This is a genomic window from Ruegeria sp. CK3 (assembly GCF_056536565.1).
Genome location: NZ_JBQFPV010000011.1, coordinates 42,639 through 58,931, shown reverse-complemented (window position 1 = coordinate 58,931; position 16,293 = coordinate 42,639). Strand labels below are relative to the sequence as shown.

Sequence of the window (16,293 nt, the reverse complement as noted above, 5' to 3'; positions counted from 1 at the left end):
GACTGGTTCCCTCCGATTGCGGTGACTAAGAGACGCATTTGAGTCTATCATCAGCGTCTCTTTAAGTTGGCGAAATCCAGGTTTCAGCACATACCATGTCCGAGAAAACCAGTTGTGTGAGCCGGCCTGATGGTTTTTGGCCTTACCTCCGGCGCAGAGTTGGTCCTTCGCATTTGCTACTATTCAGGTAACGTTAGGTTGGGAGTACGATATGGAATTACCGACACTGACGTACGAAATGATAGCCGTACTGAGTCTATTGTCTTTCACGGTCTTACTTTTTGTTACCGAGATTATACGGATCGATGTCGCAGCAATTCTTGTGATGGTGCTGCTTGGCGCACTGAGTTATCTACCCGGGCTAGGTAATCTTGCCGATGTCTCCAGGCTCTTTGAAGGTTTTTCCTCGAACGCAGTGATGTCCATCATCGCAGTTATGATAATAGGGGCGGGGCTTGATAAGACCGGACTTATGTCAAAGGTTGCGGCCTTGATCCTTAAGAATGGTGGCACGACAGAAGCCCGGATCATCCCAATTATATCAACAACGGTTGGTGTCATCAGCTCCTTCATGCAAAACGTCGGAGCTGCTGCGCTTTTTCTGCCTGTTGTAAGCCGTATCTCAGCACGTACGGAAATCCCGATGAGTAGGTTGCTGATGCCCATGGGGTTTTGCGCGATTCTGGGTGGTACGATTACATTAGTCGGGTCGTCGCCCCTCATCCTTTTGAATGACCTGATTGTTTCGGCAAACTCATCCCTTCCAGCTGACCAACAAATGGAGACATTTGGGTTGTTTTCAGTCACGCCTATCGGTGTGATGCTGGTGCTGACAGGGGTACTTTACTTTGTGCTCTTTGGTCGCTGGGTCCTCCCAGCGCAGCGGGAGCGTGGAGAAGATGCAAGCTCGGCTCGGTCCATGCAGGCTTATGTCGAAGCCACATACGGGCTCAGGGCCGATATGTTTGAGATACGTGTCCCCGAAGGCTCGATCATCATCGGGCAAACGCTTTCGGATCTGATGGTCGCCCATAACATGTACATTCTGGGCACATCTTATCGCGGCCACAAGGTCATCGCGCCGATGGCGGATACCAAGATCGAAGCCCCGGCGCGGCTCGCAGTGCTTGGCCTGCGTCGGGTGGTTGAGCACCAGTTTGCTGAGCCTTACGGCTTGGAGATCCTGCCCCAACTAGATGTCTTTGCGGATGATTTCGCCGCGACGCAATCAGGGGTGGCCGAGGTTGTTATTCCTCCAGGTTCTTCAGTGATCGGCCAGACTCCGATCGATTTACGACTTCGTCAAACGCATGGTTTATCTTTGTTGGCCATTCAGCGTGGCGAAGAAACACTCAGCCACGTTGAGACCGAGGATCATTCAGCCACGCATATCGGGCAAGTTCCTTTGCAAGCTGGCGACACATGTGTGGTGCATGTGCAGTGGGACCGTCTGACACGAGTGAAGTCAGACAGGGACTTCGTCGTTGTCACCTCGGACTTTCCTCAGGAAGAGTTGCGGCCACACAAGGTCGGATGGGCGCTCGCCTTCTTCCTGATAGCGTTGAGCTTAATATTATTTTCTGACCTGCGTTTATCATTGTGCCTGTTAGTTGGCGCTGTTGGCATGGTTTTGAGCCGGGTGTTGTCGATTGATGAGGCGTACGAGTCGATAAGTTGGAGCACAGTTTTTCTACTCGCTTCACTGATCCCGTTGGGGCAGGCGGTTCAGAACACCGGCACTGCGGATTGGATTGCAGCGCATGTGTTGGCCCTTTTGAAGGGGTGGCCGATCTGGTCTTTGCAAGCAGGAATAGCCGTTTTGGCGACGGCGTTCACGCTGGTCATGTCGAACGTAGGTGCAACTGTTCTGCTGGTGCCGCTAGCAGTTTCTATTGCTGTATCGGCGGGTGGAAACCCGGCTGTATTTGCTCTCACCGTGGCAATTTCAACGTCCAACTCATTTGTGATCCCAACACACCAGGTGAACGCGTTGATCATGGGCCCAGCAGGTTACAGGGTGGTCGATTTTGTTCGCTCGGGCGGAATCATGACTCTGCTTTTCTTGGTTGTCTCAATGACTGGACTTGCGATTTTCTTCTGAGCCGCCTCTCGGCGATCCGTACAGATGAACTCATAATATAGGGTTTTTGAGACCAAATTTTTTTGTCGGAACGTTAGATTCAAGACGTCTGCAAAAAAGAACCTCCGCCGCGAGGGACCGAAGCAATGCGTCGAAGTCAACCAAACCTGAAGTCGGTATACGCTGGAACTGGACCGTTTTAGTTTTATCCATCACTGTTGTCGGACCAAGACCGTCGGCAATTTTGGAGAGTTCACAATGAAGTTCCTTCGTACACCGGACCACCAGTTTGACGGATTGCCAGATTTCGACTTTGGCCCGAACTATCTTGATTTGGATGATACCGAGGGCGGTCTTCTCCGTCTGCACTATTTGGACGAGGGACCGGCGCAGGCACCGCCAGTGTTGTTGATGCACGGAGAGCCAACCTGGTGCTTCCTGTATCGGCACATGATTCCGTTATTCAAAGATGCGGGCCATCGAGTTCTGGCTCCTGATTTGATTGGGTTTGGCCGGTCGGACAAGCCCACTGAGCGATCCGACTACACCTACCAACGCCATGTAGACTGGATGTCCGAGTGGTTGCGGAAAGTTGACCTGACGGGCATCACATTGGTTTGCCAAGACTGGGGCGGACTCATTGGCTTGCGGCTGGTTGCGAGTATGCCCGAGCGGTTCTCTCGTGTGGTTGTGGCGAACACGGCCCTACCTACCGGTGACGTGCCCTTGGGTGAGGCATTTCTTTCATGGCGGGAATACTCGCAATCCGTGGCGGAATTTAATTCGGGACGCATCGTATTCGGTGGCACAACATCCAAGATTTCAGATGAAGAGGTCGCAGCCTATAACGCACCGTTTCCGGATGCGCGCTATCTGGCAGGCGCTCGAGAGTTTCCAGTGTTGGTGCCCGACTCGCCTGACAATCCAGCTTCAGAAGCCAACCGAGCCGCATGGGAAACCCTCAAGACCCTGAACACTCCGATTCTGACTGTTTTTGGAGAAGATGACAGGGTCATGGCGGGGGTAGACAAACTGTTCCAAAAGTCGATCCCCGGGGCAGTTGGTCATAATCATATCGTTGTGCCAAGAGCCGGGCATTTCATTCAAGAAGACGCTGGCAGAGAGCTAGCACTCGCAACCTTGAAATTCATTGAGCAAACATAGCGGCTGTCAGATTAGTGACTTCCCCTACGGCTTAAACGCACACCAAATTTGCGACGCAAATGCTCGGCCAAGGCCGTTATGCGACGTGGTTGGGCTCGGCTCGGCGGAAACATCATTTGCAAAGGTTTCGGCGGTGGGAGGAAGTTGCGCAAGACAGAAACAAGTCTGCCAGATCGAACATCGTCGCCGACATCCAGCTCTGACTTCAAGACGACCCCATGGCCTGCGATCGCCCAATCGCGGATCAATGAACCATCATTGACTATTCGATTTCCCTTTACCGATACGCGCTGGGCATTTGGTCCTGACCCGAACTCCCAAACGTTGTCAATCATGTCCCCAAACCTCATGACCAAGCAGTTGTGGTTCAATAGATCTTCTGGTTTTTCAGGCGTTCCGAATGAGGCCAGGTAACTTGGGGACGCACATACGAAACGTTGGTAGCTTCCTAGATTTCGCAACCTGAGCGAGCTGTCTGTGATGTTGCCGAAGCGAACGGCGAGGTCGAAACCCTGGCCGACAAGATCGACATAGCCGTCTGAGAGGGACAGTTCGATTGAGACGGCGGGGTTCTCTTCGGTGAATTCGGCGATAACCTCGGAAACAATGCTCCGTCCCAAGTCAATCGGCGCGCTTATGCGAATTGGACCAGACAGAGTTTCGGCGCCGTGCCGAACAAGTGTATCCAGGTCCGCAACCTCACTGAGAACGTTTCTTGCCCCATCGGCTAGTGTCCGGCCTTCTTCGGTCAGGCTAATGGAGCGGGTGGTACGGTTGAACAAAACCACACCGTAGTGTGCCTCCAGAGCCGCGAGCCGCTCGGACACTGTCGTGCTCGACATCCCTGTCTCGCGCGCCGCGGCCACCAGACTGCCTTTCTCGGCTATGGTGAGAAACAAGCGAAGATTGTCTAAAAGCATTAAACGGAAATTCCGGATTATATATTCGAACCTGACCTGTTTATCCCGAAAGTTCTGCGGCGTAAATCTAGCGCATCACTCAAGAACACAAGGGATCTATTCCAATGGCCAAGCTGACAATCGTCGCCAACATCAAAGCCGACCCCGACAAGATCGACCTCGTAAAGGGTGAGCTGATCAAGCTCATCGACATAACCCGTGCTGAAGAGGGTTGCATTAACTACGACCTGCACCAGGACAACGACAACCCGGCTCATTTCGTGTTCTACGAAAACTGGGAGAGCCGGGAGCTTTGGCAAACCCACATGGGTGCTCAGCACCTTACGGCTTACCTGGAAGCAACAGAGGGCGCCGTTGCAGAATTCACGTTGAATGAGATGACAATCATCGGTTGATACAGAACCGAACAAAGGAGCAAGTTATGAAAGCCGTGGGATACCGTGAGACGGGGTCGATTGATCGGGCGGACGCCTTAATCGATTTCGAGGCCGACAAACCGACGCCAAAGGGGCACGACTTGTTGGTGAAGGTGCAGGCCGTGTCAGTGAACCCGGTCGATACGAAAATTCGGCAAAAACGTGCTCCTGCGGGTCCAGTACCTGATATTCTGGGGTGGGACGCAGTAGGGATCGTCGAAGCAGTTGGCGAAACGGTCAAGACTTTCAGTCCGGGAGATACAGTTTGGTATGCCGGGGCAATAAACCGACCGGGAACCAATGCTGAGTTTCATCTGGTGGATGAACGTATTGTCGGAGCCGCGCCAAAATCCATACCGACGAAAGCGGCTGCGGCGATGCCACTGACGACGCTTACTGCTTTTGAGATGCTGTTCGACCGCTTGCGAGTCCAAGATGCCGTGCCCGGTGGAACCAATACGTTGCTGGTTATTGGTGGCGCAGGTGGTGTCGGATCGATCACCATTCAATTGGCCCGGGCTCTCACTGAATTGACAGTGATCGCGACAGCGTCCCGACCCGAGACACAAGACTGGGTTCGAGAGCTGGGCGCACACCACGTCATCAACCATTCGGAAGCCTTAGCGCCGCAACTCGAGGCGCTAGGTATCGAAACCGTGGATTTCATCTATTCAACAAACCATTCCCAGCTTTATGCGTCTCAAGCTGGAGAGGTGATGACACCCCAAGGTCGCTTTGGGTTGATCGATGATCCCGAGACCTTCGACATCGCGCCGTTCAAACCCAAGTCGATCTCGTTGCATTGGGAGTTCATGTACACTCGGTCACTTTTTGGGACTGGAGACATGAATCGTCAAAGCGAAATCCTGAATCAGGTCGCCGGGTTGATAGATGATGGAAAGATCAGATCCACAGCGACCGATACACTCGGTAGGATCAATGCTACAAACTTAATGAAAGCGCATGCTATCCTCGAAAGCGGCAAGGCCAAAGGGAAGCTCGTGCTTGAGGGTTTTTGAATGAGAATTGAGCGGTTGGATCATGTGAATATCGTGACGACCAGGTTGCCTGAGATGGTTACTTGGTACGAAGAGGTCCTGGGTTTGAAACTCGGGGCCCGCCCTGATTTTCCGTTTCCCGGAGCTTGGTTGTATGCGGGTGACCACGCCGTGGTCCACCTTGTGGGTCACGAAAGAACGCCAAATGTCGGTTCCGAAGTGAAGCTCAAGCTCGAGCATTTTGCGCTCTCAGCCACGGGGTTGAGCGCATTCGAAGAAAAACTGAGCTCGAGTCAGGTCCAGTATCGCAAAACTGACGTCCCGGGGACTAGAATGGTCCAAATTCACGTGGCCGATCCTGATGGAAATCATATTCATATAGACTTCGAAGAAACCGAGTAAGTGCAAACCCTCGAAATTGCCGGAACGCAAAATCAAGCTCGTAACTTTTTGCCGATCAATGATCTAGATCCTTGCCGGGTTGCTTCCAAGAATTACTAGGACCAACATTTTTTGGGCGGTACAAACGTCGATTTGGAGATCACCATGCCGGACCTCGAAACAAACAAGAAAAACGTCATCGCTTTTTACGAAATGATGTTCAACGCGTGTCGACCTGCCGAGGCCATAGCGACCTTTGTTGGGGAAACCTATACGCAGCACAACCCACATGTTGGCGACGGCAAGCAAGCCTTTGTCGAGTACTTCGAGCGCATGGCCGCCGAATACCCGGGAAAGCGTGTGGATATCAAACGTGCCTTTGCTGAAGACGATCACGTTATTCTGCATTGCCATCAAATCTGGCCAGATGGTCTCGAGTACGCAGGGATCGATATTTTTCGCCTGGATGCTGATGGCAAGGTTGTCGAACACTGGGACGTTCTTCAGGAAGTTCCAGCAAACAGCGAGAATGACAATGGCATGTTTTGACTTCGCCGTTCTAACTGCGGAGCATGGAACTTCGAAAGCTGCTGTCTGCTAAACCACGATAGTCAAAGGGTATAAGTCTGATCCAGGAAACCCGCCGAGGCGTATCTATCAAGAACCGTTTAATTAGGAGATAAATAAGTTCTCGAAAAGTATTCTTACAGCCACCGTTGGACTATTTGCAGCCACGTCCCTTCAGGCTGGTGTACAAATTCGCTTTATAGAAGGCGCACCCAAGGACCGTTTTGTTCTGACAAACGTCGGAGCTTGCGAAGTAGAAGCTTCGACAGTCAAAATTGACTTGTCGAAATCTGCGGGACGTCTGATTTTCGACGTTACCGACAAAGGCGCGGGTGTAGAGGTCTTCCAACCTCTCGAATTCGTTGAGGGCGCGGATGCTCTGCGGCAAATTCCAGCGGTCGAGGATGGGCAAGATACAATTGAACTTGAGATCGCCTCCCTCGCAGCCGGGGACAAACTCGCCTTTACCATCGATGTCGATGATACCATCGGGCAACGCGAAATCACCGTAACGGGGTCGGAGATCGAAGGCGCCACAGTGTCATTTACCGATGCAGATAAAACCAGTACGGCGACCTTCTCTTCTGAAGCACTTGTCAACGTAACAACCAAGGACTGCTGAAAACTCTCCTACAATGTCGAATTGGTTGATCCGCATAGCATTCCTTGCGCTCATGGTGGGCGGCGGCATCCTGATCGGGACACTGACCGCACCTGGCGAATGGTACGCGCAGCTTTCTAAACCGGCTTTCAACCCACCAAATTGGATTTTTGGACCGGTTTGGACGGTGCTTTATGTCTTGATCGCCATGGTGGGTTGGCGTCAGTTCGAAGCGGACCGAAGCTCGACCGCCATGAAGCTGTGGTGGGCGCAGATGGTTCTGAACTTTTTGTGGTCCCCAGCCTTTTTCGTACTGCAACTGCCGTGGTTTGCCCTTGTTGTCATTGTTGCGTTGTTGGCTGTGATCGTCATGTTCATTGCTCGGGTCAGGAATTCGGATCGGGTTTCCGCACTGGCCTTCCTGCCGTATTTTGCATGGGTCGCATTTGCCACGGCGCTTAACCTTTCCATTGCGATATTGAACTGAGAAGGAACAATATGCGTGCCAACTTCGTTGGGCTTGTTTCAGGTCTTGCTATCATCGGATGCACAATGGCTCAGGCTGATGGAAAACTGACTGAAGACTTCTCCAAGTCTCCGGAGACGCGTTGGGACTACGTAGCCGACACCGTCATGGGAGGTGTTTCCTCAGGACAGGTGCAATTTCGTTCGGAAGGTGATGTAGCATTCGCGCGGCTGACCGGAACCGTCAGTACAGAAAACAACGGCGGTTTCATCCAATTCCGACGCAAGTTGTCTGATCGACCAGATGAGGGTGTATCAGGCGTCAGGCTATTGGTACGGGGGAACGGTGAGCCATACTTCGTTCACCTCAGAACGCGTGGCACGGTGCTTCCGTGGCAATACTATCAGGCCGAGTTCGCAACTTCTGAAGACTGGACCGAAGTTTATTTGCCTCTATCAGGTTTCAAGGCTTCAGGCGCCATATTGCGCGCTATTCCCGTTGCTGATGAAATCACTTCAATTGGAGTTGTAGCCTTCGGGCGCGATCACAAGGCCCGCGTAGATGTCAGTGAGATTGGTTTCTATTGAAGATCTCCAAAGAGAGGGCTGTGATATTCAGATAGGTCTGCTTGACACCGGTTGAGATCGAGTTGTGCCAATGCCTGAACGTAGATGTGCTGTTTCTTCATTTTAGATGCTCAACCTGTCTTTTCTGAGCAAACACTTGAAGCGTGCTGCGTTCTGAAGAGACAACTCCACAGGCAGTCTTCAGTTAATAAAACTTAATCAAAGCAAAATACATTCAGCAAAAGACAACTCCCACATGAAGCTCATCTAAAGGAGTGAGTATCATGAAGAGGATTACAGCTTTGGGCCTTGTTGCCCTGACCCTATCATTTGTTGGCACTGGTGCGTTTGCGGACTGCTATTTCGGGAACGATGCGGTAACCGGGATGGAGACGATCATCTGTGAGACAGACGGTGGCTTTTCCAGTTGGGGCACATTGATCGCCGAAGCTTAAGCGATTCGGGGTTCGACTCGGGGTTCGACACTAAATTGTCTGTGAATTTGGTTAAATCAGATCGAATTCTGCAATTGGTAGCACCAAAGCCAAACAGCACTCGATGACGAGAGTGGTGACGCGACAGACTCGTCTATAAGTACTGCGTGGTAGGGAACCCCTTGTCCCGCTGCGATACAAGAAACTGCACCAGTTCATCGCCTTGGTTTGTGTCGATGGATATTTCAAACTCACGCAACCTTGGGCCGTTTCTTGGCGTTCTCCGTTCCTCTGGTGAGGCAATGTGATGGCCTCTGTTGTTAGGAGACCAATCGTTCTTTGTATTGACCCGTCACGACACCGCCCCACTTTTCTAACTCAGTTAGGAGCATCCTGAGTGTTTGTGAGGACCACCGCCTTGTTGTTTTTTGCTGTGTCGACCCCGGCCACGGCATTGCAGCTTCGCGAAACAGGGCGTTATGAACTCAATCAACCCGCAAGTCTTGACTACGATCCGACGTTTTGTGGGTTGTGGATTGCGAACGAGGGGCCCGAGGCTATTCTCGTTACATTGCAAGGTGATGAGTTGCGCCGCATATCCAGCGATCTCTTCCGTATCAAAGCAATTGCTATCGAAGGGGATCACTTGTTGTTGGGCGATGGTCTCGGCAGCCTTCAACGTGTCACCAAAGATGGAGAGCCACTCGGAGCGCCTTTCAAACTGGACGGCGGATTCGCAGACACCGAGGGGATCGCGATCAATGCGGAGGGGCAGATCGTGACCGTAGAGGATGACCCCGAACGGTTGTCTTGGTTCACTTCAGAGGGTGCTTTGACGGCGAGGTTGGATACCATGAAGCTGTCTCCCCCCTTAAGTGAGGCACAGGGTATCGCCATTGACCCACGCACCGGTCACATGTTGATTGTTGATGACTGGGAGGGGTCAAACAGCTTGTATGAGTTCACGGCAGATGGTCAACTGCTCGCCCAGCAAAGCCTTTTGGAGTTCGGAACTGACCCGGAAGGCATCGCCATTAGGCCGGGATCAAACCAACTGTTTGTAGCATTCGACGGCGGCGCGACGATTGTGACATTTGACTACACGCCCACCTTGCCTGAAGGATCACCGCCGCTTCCCCCGGGCGGAGACTGCATGATGTTCTGAGAATTTGGTTTCGTATTCTGGCCAACACTAGTTTTTGTCTAGTCCCGTTCGCTATCCAAAGCTTCGCGTACGAGCGTCAGATTCGGCAGCGAATTGTGAAATGGATCTGACCCGAGTTCGGACAAAACCGGAGCCAGGGATTCCGACATCCGCTTCGTACAGGCTTTCAAAAACTCCGCGCCTTGCGGCGTGGACCGGGCTATTTTCGAACGCTTGTCATTGGGGTTGGTTTCAAGGGTAATCAGGGCATGGTTTTCGAGGCTCGCGAGCATGTGCGTCATCGACGTCTTGGGCACTTGAAAAGCGTTCGATAGCTGTAGTGGCGTTTCCCCCTCGGGGCGCCGGACCAGGTGGCCCAATATACCAAATTGGGTAGCGGTCATTCTGCCAGGCAAGAACGCTTCAAGCTTGGTCGAGATCAGCTGGTTGATGATCCCGACCTCGGTGAAGAACCGGTAGACTTCGTTGGTCTCATCTTCAGGCTTCATTCAGAATTCGTGTCTCCAGAGGCCAGCGGGGTGTGGCAATTGGCTCGGGCCCATACCCCAAACGCAGCAACATTTGCACCGTGTGGCCCGGTGACGCAAGAAACTCATGCGCAAGAGCGTGTTCATCGGCCATCTCAGGATATTCCTGAAGGGCTTGACTGACGGGATGCACACCTAGCCCCATTTCGGTTGTTTTCAGGTAGAAACGCATCAATTGACGCCCGGCATCGAGTTGATCGCTTCGCGTATTTGTAGCTGTCGTGAGGACTGCGTATTGCGGCGTCGCGTCTAGCATAGCGAAGTAGCCTCGCATGTGAGACTGAGTGCCTGGGTGATCAACATTCATAAGGGTTTCATTGTCCAATAGGCCGGTAAGTCGCAGCGTTTCCAGCATGGGATCGCGCAATTCAATCCCGTCCGGATTGGCGTTGATTTCTGCTTTCCCGATCCGCATGAGGTCTACGGATTCTTTCAGGGTCTGCGGTGTTCGCATTTCGATTTCGAAAGCGCGTTTCGTGAGGTCTCGAACACTCGCCACCAAATCTTCATCGGTAATCAAAGTTGCATAGTTGCCAAGCGTAGACACTTGATCGGCAGAGAGGCGCTGTTCAGTGTACGGTTCTTTGTTGGAATGCCGTTTGAGGATTTGATCTGAGAGTGGATCGAGCGCTCCGCCAGGAACAAACACTGCTTCTGCGATTGGTCCGTCATCTCCATCTGGCAGTAGTTTGACTTCGGTATCAAATCCCTGTGCACCTGCCGCCAGAACCATCGTCTCAACAAATGCGCCGAGGCCAATAAAGAGCTGGCGGTGGTAAGGATCGGTTTCCGGAAGTTCGCGATCATGATCACGGTGGATGCGCACCTTGTCTTGCCCAACCAACTCCACCAGCCAAGGTTGCAAGTTGTGCGGATTGGGGGCGAGAATTGCGTAGGACAAGGCGGCTTTGCGTGGGTCGTCATACGGTTTTGGCGTCCACGGAGCCAACGCGTCATGCGGCGTGCGTGTAGCGAGGAACGCGACCGCACCTGTTGCCGCCAGAATTGTGCCTCCGCCTAGAATCTTAAGAAAACGTCTTCGATTTGGCATCTTGAGTCTCCAGTAGTACGATATCGAACTAAATAATGCGAAATCGTACTAATTCAACCCCAATCGATGCAGTGATTGGTTAAGTGATTTGAAAAAGGGAAAGCAGAACAACCGGACGCAACCGCGGACTGCCGCTATCGACAAGTACTCGGAGCGCCTTTTATGTCGCCAAAAAAGCAGTTATTTTAGTTGATTGACGACCGAATACGAGAAGATCAGAGGCTATTGAGTCGATGCTTTTCGAGGATCCCGCAAAGCATAGCCTGTGCTTGCAGCCTGTGTTCTCGATGACGTTCACGGGCAACATCCGGTCGACCTTCACTAATCGCTTGGAAAACAACCCGGTGATCTTCATTGGATTTTACTGGCAGGGGCCTGATGAACAACGTCGTTGCGCGCGCGCGGCGCACCTGGTCGCTCATCATGGCGACAATCGCTTCGACCCGTTTGTTGCCGCCCAACCGAACGAGCTCCTGATGAAACAACTCGTCAGCCTCGGCCCAGGCTTCAAGGTCTTCGGCTTCGATGGCTTGGTCCATCTTGGCAATTGATCCAGCAAGGACAGCCAGTTCATCTTCTGAATAACCCGCTTCGGCAGCGCGCTGTGCTGCGAGGCTCTCGAGCTCCGTCAGTATGTCGTAGATTTCACGCATATCATCTGATGAAACGGGCAGTATCCGCACGCCCTTGCGGGGCCGCATTTCCAGCAACCCCTTACTTTCCAACATCAGCGCGGCTTCCCGTATCGGGGTGCGGGACATGCCAAGGGTCTCAGCGAGCTCCGACTCCAGATGGTCAGTTCCGGCTGCGAGTTCGCCAGACAGTATCATCTGTCGCAAATCCCTAACAGCGCGTTGCGTATTGGAAAGAGTTTTCGCGTCCTGACCCTTCACGGCGTCTCCAGGTTGATCTTTCGTCCCTCCGCAGCCGAGAGATAGATGTTCTCTTCAATGCGGATCACGTCCAAATAGTCTCGGGCCGTGTTTTCCAGCGGCGTGCCCCGTAGAAGGCCTGAAACGACGTGACTTTGCAAGGCGTGGACGCAGTCTCCTCCAAATCCATCATGATCGCTCGGAGGTAGAACCTGCTGTCGCTCCTGTTTTCCAAAACTACGGAGGTCAACTGAACCGTCACCGTAAAGAACCAGTGATCCTTCGGTTCCTTCAATGAGAGCCTCACCCATGGTTTGACGCAGGTTTTCGGCACTGTGGTCGAGGCACCTATTGCCATCGAACAGAGCTTTCAAACCGTTGGGGTGGTCAAACAGGATGTAACCTGCGTCCTCGCCTGCGATAACTGGGTTAACTTGGCGCAAGTCAGCATAAACCGCGCTGGGCGCATCGAACAAAAATCGGAATGTGTCTACCCAGTGAACCGCTGTTTCATGCACCAGAAAACGCGGCATATCCTGAAAGTACGGTTGCCGGTCAAGGTAGGCTCGTGGTCCCTGCCCGTCGCCGGGCCGAAGCCGGAAAGTCGCTTGTAGAGGTGTCCCAATTCGACCCTCGGTCATCGCCACCTTGATCGCACGATACCAGGGCTGAAAGCGAAAATTCTCATGCACGACGATAGTCGCGCCTACCGCTTCAGCCTCGGAGACGATCTTCTCCGCTTCATCCAATGACATGCAGAAAGGTTTTTGGCAGATCAGCCATTTGATGCCAGTGCGCAGTGCCGTTCGAATGGCGCCGGCCTGCGCCACAGGTGGAAGGATGATGTCCACGAGATCTGGTTTTTCCGCCTCCAGCATTTTTGACAGATCATCGTAAGCGGCCAGTCCCGTTTCCTTCGCCTTGTTGATATCACGGTTGCAGGACGCAATCGGAACCGCTCCGGGCATTCGGGACCAGCTTTCGTAGTGGAACCTGCTGAAATATCCCGCGCCCACACAAGCGACCCTGATGGTTTGTCGAGTATTCATGCCCGTAGTGCTTCTAATACCGATGCGGCTGCATCCTGCGTTCCGGCGGTGCCACCTAGGTCACGCGTTAGGTTCTGTCCCTTTGCAGTCACCTTTTCCACGGCTTCACGCAATCGTTCGCCGTCTTTGGAGAGGGCTGGGTTGTCATGGGTCAACCCCAACCATTCCAGCATCATTGCTGCGGACAGGATCATCGCAAAAGGGTTGGCAATACCCTGTCCCGCAATGTCCGGAGCGGAACCATGGCAGGGTTGGAATACAGCGTGATTCAACCCGATATCCGCTGACGGAGCCAGCCCAAGACCACCCATGAGACCCGCACCAAGGTCGGAGAGGATGTCTCCGAACATGTTCTCAGTGACCAAAACATCAAACTCCCAAGGTTTTTGGACCATCCAGAGGGCGGTGGCATCAACATAAGCATGGTCTGCCTCCAATTCTGGATGGTGAGCGGCTTCTGCATCAAACATTGATCTGAAGAACGCAAAGGCGCGAAATACGTTGGCCTTGTCGACACATGTAACTCGCCCCAGGCCGCGCCCGGTTCTTTTGCGGTTCTGGGCGAGTTCAAACGCGAAACGGAACAGTTTTTCGGACACTTCGCGCGTGATCAGCAAGGTCTCACGTGCTTCATGTTCTGTGACTTCGCCAGCGCCTTGGGTGAAGAACAGCCCTTCTGTGCTTTCGCGTATCAAGACAAAGTCGATCTCTTTTCCCGGAGGCAGCGCCAATGGGGTCATTTGTCCGCTGCTTACCTTCACCGGCCGTACGCCAGCGAAAAGTCCCAGTTGCTTTCGCAAATCAATCTGCGGTGAAATCTCGGTTCCGTCCGGGTATCGAACATCCGGCAAGCCCATTGCAGACAGCAGAATCGCGTCAGCATTGCGGGCAGTTTCGAGTGATCCAGCCGGAAACGATTCTCCGGTTTTGGCGTAGTGGCCTGCGCCTGCCGGCGCGTCTGTAAACGCCAGGTCGTAGCTGGGATTGCTGAGCGAGAGCTGGCGCAGGATTTCAAGCGTGGGGCCCATAATTTCCGGGCCGATCCCGTCCCCGTTGAACACTGCAATATCGTAAGTCTTTTTCATTTTGCCCCGCTTCCTTGTTGTTTCGCATTCATAGCGCGATCGCAGCCTTCACTACAGTCCGTTGACAACGCATTCTTTAATGTATACGCAAATAAATGCAATAATAAACGCGATGTTGTTTGGGAGGACTTGGAAATGAAACTGAAGTTAGGGCGGTTGGCGGCTGCAGCTGTGATGGCGACCGGAATTGCAGGCGCAGCTGCTGCGCAGGATTACCCCTATCGTGATATCACCACAGCCGTGGTCTGGGGCGCCGGTGGCGGCACGGATGCGATCAACCGTATGATCATGGCCGAGATGGAAAAACACCTTCCGGTCTCGATCAATGTGATCAATCAAACAGGTGGTGTCGCAGGCTCCAACGGTATGGTCTACGTCATGAACCAACCAGACGATGGCTACACACTGGTTGGTCTGTCTGAATCGAATGTCACCGCTGCTGTGCAGGGTGGTTGGGATAAGAAATTTGACTTTTGGTATCCATTCATTGTTGGCGGATCACCTGATCTGATCTCGGTTCCGGCAGACAGCCCTTACAATACTCTGGAAGAACTGGTCGACGCCGCGAAAGCTGCTCCGGGCACTATTCCCGCCGCGGCTTCCGGCGCAGGTTCGATCCACCACTTGAACCTTCTGGCGATCGAAAAAGGGTCCGGTGCAGAATTCAAGTTTGTGCCATACAAAGGCTCCGCGCCCGGGCAGGAGGCAGCGATAGCGGGTGAAGTTGCGTTGGTTGTGACGTCACTGGCTGAACAGGCGCCGTTGATCGAAGGCGGTCAACTTAAACCGCTTGCTATGTTGACGCCCGAGGACGCGCAGATCGCAGGGGCAACCGTGCCGTCTGCCTTTGGCATCTATGACGGTCTCGACCAGTATTTGCCGCTCAAACAGGCGATTGGGTTTGCGGTTCACAGCTCAGCCGGGGATGACGTTAAGGCTGCCTTAGGCGATGCGTTCGAGCAGGCTATTGCTTCCGACACCGTCGCCGAATGGGCTGCGGCAAACAACTACGACGTCGGTGGTCAGCACGGCGAAGAGGCTCAAGAGCTGTTTGCGAACCTCGAGGCTACTTTTGCCTACACCTTGCAAGATTTGGGTGCCGCGACCGTCGATCCGGCCTCGCTGGGTATCGAGAAGCCCTAATCCGATCAATTTTGAAAGGGCGCGCTTGATCGCGCCCTTTCCCTAAGGAGGCAGGCAATGGACAAACCTGACGAAACACTGGTCATGCGGACGCGCGACTTTTGGGCAGCAATTGTTCTGGCAACAATGTCCGTCTTCTTTCTTTGGAAGACGTTGGACATCCCCCTTTGGGGTGAAAACCGCGCAGGTGTAAGTGGGTCGGATTGGTACAACTCGGCTGCAATTGTGCCGCTGTTCATCTTCGGAGGGTTGCTTGCGTTGTCCTTCGTTTTGTTGGCTGTTTCAATTCGCTCAGGTGGAGCCCAAAGCGCGCTCAGTGCTTTGGGGATCGGGTGGGACAAGTCGGAGGCCTATCGAGCTTCAACAATAGGCCTGATCCTTCTTGCATATGTCGTTGGGCTCGTTCCCAGAGTGGACTTCATTTTGTGTTCTGGGTTGCTGATAACAGCTTTGACGTACGGCTACTACGGCGGCCATGCTCGGCGTGCTTTGGTTGCCTGTGTCGTGGTTGCCTCTGCCGGGCTTTTTGCGTTTGCCATTTTTCCCGCGCAGGCGGATTGGAATGCACACGGCGATGATTGGTTTACACTGGCCTTATGGGTCTCGCTCACACTTGTGGTGCTATCCAAAGCGGCTTCCGAGCCTGTTTTGCGGGTCGTGCCAATCGTCGCGATATTGGCCCCGCTGATCCTTGTTTGCGCGATGGCCTTTGTCTTCCGCCAGAACGTTCCTGCGCGCGGCGGGCTTATCTTCAAGCAAATCGAATACCACTACTACGTGACGCTTCGTCCGCTATGGAAAGACTGAC

At 53.2% G+C, this 16,293-nt stretch carries 19 protein-coding genes; 13 read left to right on the top strand and 6 right to left on the bottom strand.

Features of this window, described 5'->3' with window-relative positions:
* Positions 1–211: 211 nt before the first annotated feature.
* Entirely contained in the window at positions 212–2,101 is a 1,890-nt protein-coding gene (locus tag ACR0C3_RS17500; RefSeq protein ID WP_480759692.1) for an SLC13 family permease, read from the top strand.
* Positions 2,102–2,338: 237 nt separating this feature from the next.
* On the top strand, positions 2,339–3,244 hold the full coding sequence (locus ACR0C3_RS17495; RefSeq protein WP_480759690.1) for a haloalkane dehalogenase: 906 nt from the start codon (positions 2,339–2,341) through the stop codon (positions 3,242–3,244).
* Between the two features lie 11 nt (positions 3,245–3,255).
* On the opposite strand, the gene ACR0C3_RS17490 is transcribed toward ACR0C3_RS17495, so the two are convergent.
* Positions 3,256–4,164 carry a LysR family transcriptional regulator gene (locus ACR0C3_RS17490; protein WP_480759689.1) on the bottom strand — a complete coding sequence of 303 codons (909 nt, stop codon included), beginning with the start codon at positions 4,162–4,164 and terminating at the stop codon, positions 3,256–3,258.
* Between the two features lie 104 nt (positions 4,165–4,268).
* Here ACR0C3_RS17490 and ACR0C3_RS17485 point away from each other — a divergent pair, with 104 nt between their 5' ends.
* The 9 genes from ACR0C3_RS17485 to ACR0C3_RS17445 all read left to right on the top strand — a co-directional run bounded on the left by ACR0C3_RS17485 (position 4,269) and on the right by ACR0C3_RS17445 (position 9,758).
* Positions 4,269–4,559 carry a putative quinol monooxygenase gene (locus tag ACR0C3_RS17485; RefSeq protein WP_480759688.1) on the top strand — a complete coding sequence of 97 codons (291 nt, stop codon included), beginning with the start codon at positions 4,269–4,271 and terminating at the stop codon, positions 4,557–4,559.
* A 26-nt stretch (positions 4,560–4,585) separates the two neighbouring features.
* On the top strand, positions 4,586–5,599 hold the full coding sequence (locus ACR0C3_RS17480) for a zinc-binding alcohol dehydrogenase family protein (RefSeq protein WP_480759687.1): 1,014 nt from the start codon (positions 4,586–4,588) through the stop codon (positions 5,597–5,599).
* Positions 5,600–5,980 carry a VOC family protein gene (locus ACR0C3_RS17475; protein ID WP_480759686.1) on the top strand — a complete coding sequence of 127 codons (381 nt, stop codon included), beginning with the start codon at positions 5,600–5,602 and terminating at the stop codon, positions 5,978–5,980.
* Between the two features lie 144 nt (positions 5,981–6,124).
* Positions 6,125–6,508 carry a nuclear transport factor 2 family protein gene (locus ACR0C3_RS17470; RefSeq protein ID WP_170471114.1) on the top strand — a complete coding sequence of 128 codons (384 nt, stop codon included), beginning with the start codon at positions 6,125–6,127 and terminating at the stop codon, positions 6,506–6,508.
* Positions 6,509–6,806: 298 nt separating this feature from the next.
* Entirely contained in the window at positions 6,807–7,148 is a 342-nt protein-coding gene (locus tag ACR0C3_RS17465; protein WP_480759685.1) for an aggregation factor core, read from the top strand.
* A 13-nt stretch (positions 7,149–7,161) separates the two neighbouring features.
* A complete protein-coding gene (locus ACR0C3_RS17460) occupies positions 7,162–7,614 on the top strand; it encodes a TspO/MBR family protein (RefSeq protein ID WP_425085428.1) in 453 nt (150 codons plus the stop codon).
* 11 nt (positions 7,615–7,625) lie between these two features.
* The gene (locus ACR0C3_RS17455; RefSeq protein WP_170643585.1) at positions 7,626–8,180 is read left to right on the top strand and encodes a CIA30 family protein; all 555 of its coding nucleotides are present in this window, start codon (positions 7,626–7,628) and stop codon (positions 8,178–8,180) included.
* Between the two features lie 263 nt (positions 8,181–8,443).
* Positions 8,444–8,614, top strand: coding sequence for a hypothetical protein (locus ACR0C3_RS17450; RefSeq protein WP_480759683.1), 171 nt, complete (start codon positions 8,444–8,446; stop codon positions 8,612–8,614).
* 433 nt (positions 8,615–9,047) lie between these two features.
* Positions 9,048–9,758: a hypothetical protein gene (locus ACR0C3_RS17445; RefSeq protein WP_480759682.1), complete on the top strand. Its 711-nt coding sequence runs from the start codon at positions 9,048–9,050 to the stop codon at positions 9,756–9,758.
* Between the two features lie 38 nt (positions 9,759–9,796).
* On the opposite strand, the gene ACR0C3_RS17440 is transcribed toward ACR0C3_RS17445, so the two are convergent.
* The 5 genes from ACR0C3_RS17440 to ACR0C3_RS17420 form a co-directional block, all read right to left on the bottom strand.
* Positions 9,797–10,246 carry a MarR family winged helix-turn-helix transcriptional regulator gene (locus ACR0C3_RS17440; RefSeq protein ID WP_480759681.1) on the bottom strand — a complete coding sequence of 150 codons (450 nt, stop codon included), beginning with the start codon at positions 10,244–10,246 and terminating at the stop codon, positions 9,797–9,799.
* Positions 10,236–11,186, bottom strand: a complete 951-nt coding sequence (locus ACR0C3_RS17435) for an Acg family FMN-binding oxidoreductase (RefSeq protein WP_480759680.1) — start codon at positions 11,184–11,186, stop codon at positions 10,236–10,238. The genes ACR0C3_RS17440 and ACR0C3_RS17435 overlap by 11 nt, the downstream gene beginning before the upstream one ends.
* A 365-nt stretch (positions 11,187–11,551) precedes the next feature.
* Positions 11,552–12,229 (bottom strand): GntR family transcriptional regulator, encoded by a 678-nt coding sequence (locus tag ACR0C3_RS17430; RefSeq protein WP_170643587.1) that lies wholly within the window; start codon positions 12,227–12,229, stop codon positions 11,552–11,554.
* Positions 12,226–13,257 (bottom strand): Gfo/Idh/MocA family protein, encoded by a 1,032-nt coding sequence (locus ACR0C3_RS17425; protein WP_480759679.1) that lies wholly within the window; start codon positions 13,255–13,257, stop codon positions 12,226–12,228. The genes ACR0C3_RS17430 and ACR0C3_RS17425 overlap by 4 nt, the downstream gene beginning before the upstream one ends.
* Complete coding sequence (locus tag ACR0C3_RS17420) at positions 13,254–14,342, bottom strand: isocitrate/isopropylmalate dehydrogenase family protein (protein WP_480759677.1); 1,089 nt, start codon at positions 14,340–14,342, stop codon at positions 13,254–13,256. The genes ACR0C3_RS17425 and ACR0C3_RS17420 overlap by 4 nt, the downstream gene beginning before the upstream one ends.
* A gap of 135 nt (positions 14,343–14,477) precedes the next feature.
* On the opposite strand from ACR0C3_RS17420, the gene ACR0C3_RS17415 reads away from it, so the two are divergent.
* Both ACR0C3_RS17415 and ACR0C3_RS17410 read left to right on the top strand, forming a co-directional pair.
* The gene (locus tag ACR0C3_RS17415; protein ID WP_480759676.1) at positions 14,478–15,485 is read left to right on the top strand and encodes a Bug family tripartite tricarboxylate transporter substrate binding protein; all 1,008 of its coding nucleotides are present in this window, start codon (positions 14,478–14,480) and stop codon (positions 15,483–15,485) included.
* Positions 15,486–15,542: 57 nt separating this feature from the next.
* Positions 15,543–16,292 carry a hypothetical protein gene (locus tag ACR0C3_RS17410; RefSeq protein WP_480759675.1) on the top strand — a complete coding sequence of 250 codons (750 nt, stop codon included), beginning with the start codon at positions 15,543–15,545 and terminating at the stop codon, positions 16,290–16,292.
* The last annotated feature ends 1 nt before the right edge of the window (position 16,293 follow it).

What these genes read in the sequence shown, in the direction of transcription:
- ACR0C3_RS17440 (WP_480759681.1), bottom strand. Translation starts at nt 10,246, where the DNA reads ATGAAGCCTGAAGATGAGACCAACGAAGTCTACCGGTTCTTCACCGAG.
- ACR0C3_RS17425 (WP_480759679.1), bottom strand. Translation starts at nt 13,257, where the DNA reads ATGAATACTCGACAAACCATCAGGGTCGCTTGTGTGGGCGCGGGATAT.
- ACR0C3_RS17415 (WP_480759676.1), top strand. Translation starts at nt 14,478, where the DNA reads ATGAAACTGAAGTTAGGGCGGTTGGCGGCTGCAGCTGTGATGGCGACC.
- ACR0C3_RS17480 (WP_480759687.1), top strand. Translation starts at nt 4,586, where the DNA reads ATGAAAGCCGTGGGATACCGTGAGACGGGGTCGATTGATCGGGCGGAC.
- ACR0C3_RS17485 (WP_480759688.1), top strand. Translation starts at nt 4,269, where the DNA reads ATGGCCAAGCTGACAATCGTCGCCAACATCAAAGCCGACCCCGACAAG.
- ACR0C3_RS17455 (WP_170643585.1), top strand. Translation starts at nt 7,626, where the DNA reads ATGCGTGCCAACTTCGTTGGGCTTGTTTCAGGTCTTGCTATCATCGGA.
- ACR0C3_RS17495 (WP_480759690.1), top strand. Translation starts at nt 2,339, where the DNA reads ATGAAGTTCCTTCGTACACCGGACCACCAGTTTGACGGATTGCCAGAT.
- ACR0C3_RS17500 (WP_480759692.1), top strand. Translation starts at nt 212, where the DNA reads ATGGAATTACCGACACTGACGTACGAAATGATAGCCGTACTGAGTCTA.
- ACR0C3_RS17410 (WP_480759675.1), top strand. Translation starts at nt 15,543, where the DNA reads ATGGACAAACCTGACGAAACACTGGTCATGCGGACGCGCGACTTTTGG.
- ACR0C3_RS17490 (WP_480759689.1), bottom strand. Translation starts at nt 4,164, where the DNA reads ATGCTTTTAGACAATCTTCGCTTGTTTCTCACCATAGCCGAGAAAGGC.
- ACR0C3_RS17450 (WP_480759683.1), top strand. Translation starts at nt 8,444, where the DNA reads ATGAAGAGGATTACAGCTTTGGGCCTTGTTGCCCTGACCCTATCATTT.
- ACR0C3_RS17460 (WP_425085428.1), top strand. Translation starts at nt 7,162, where the DNA reads ATGTCGAATTGGTTGATCCGCATAGCATTCCTTGCGCTCATGGTGGGC.
- ACR0C3_RS17470 (WP_170471114.1), top strand. Translation starts at nt 6,125, where the DNA reads ATGCCGGACCTCGAAACAAACAAGAAAAACGTCATCGCTTTTTACGAA.
- ACR0C3_RS17475 (WP_480759686.1), top strand. Translation starts at nt 5,600, where the DNA reads ATGAGAATTGAGCGGTTGGATCATGTGAATATCGTGACGACCAGGTTG.
- ACR0C3_RS17420 (WP_480759677.1), bottom strand. Translation starts at nt 14,342, where the DNA reads ATGAAAAAGACTTACGATATTGCAGTGTTCAACGGGGACGGGATCGGC.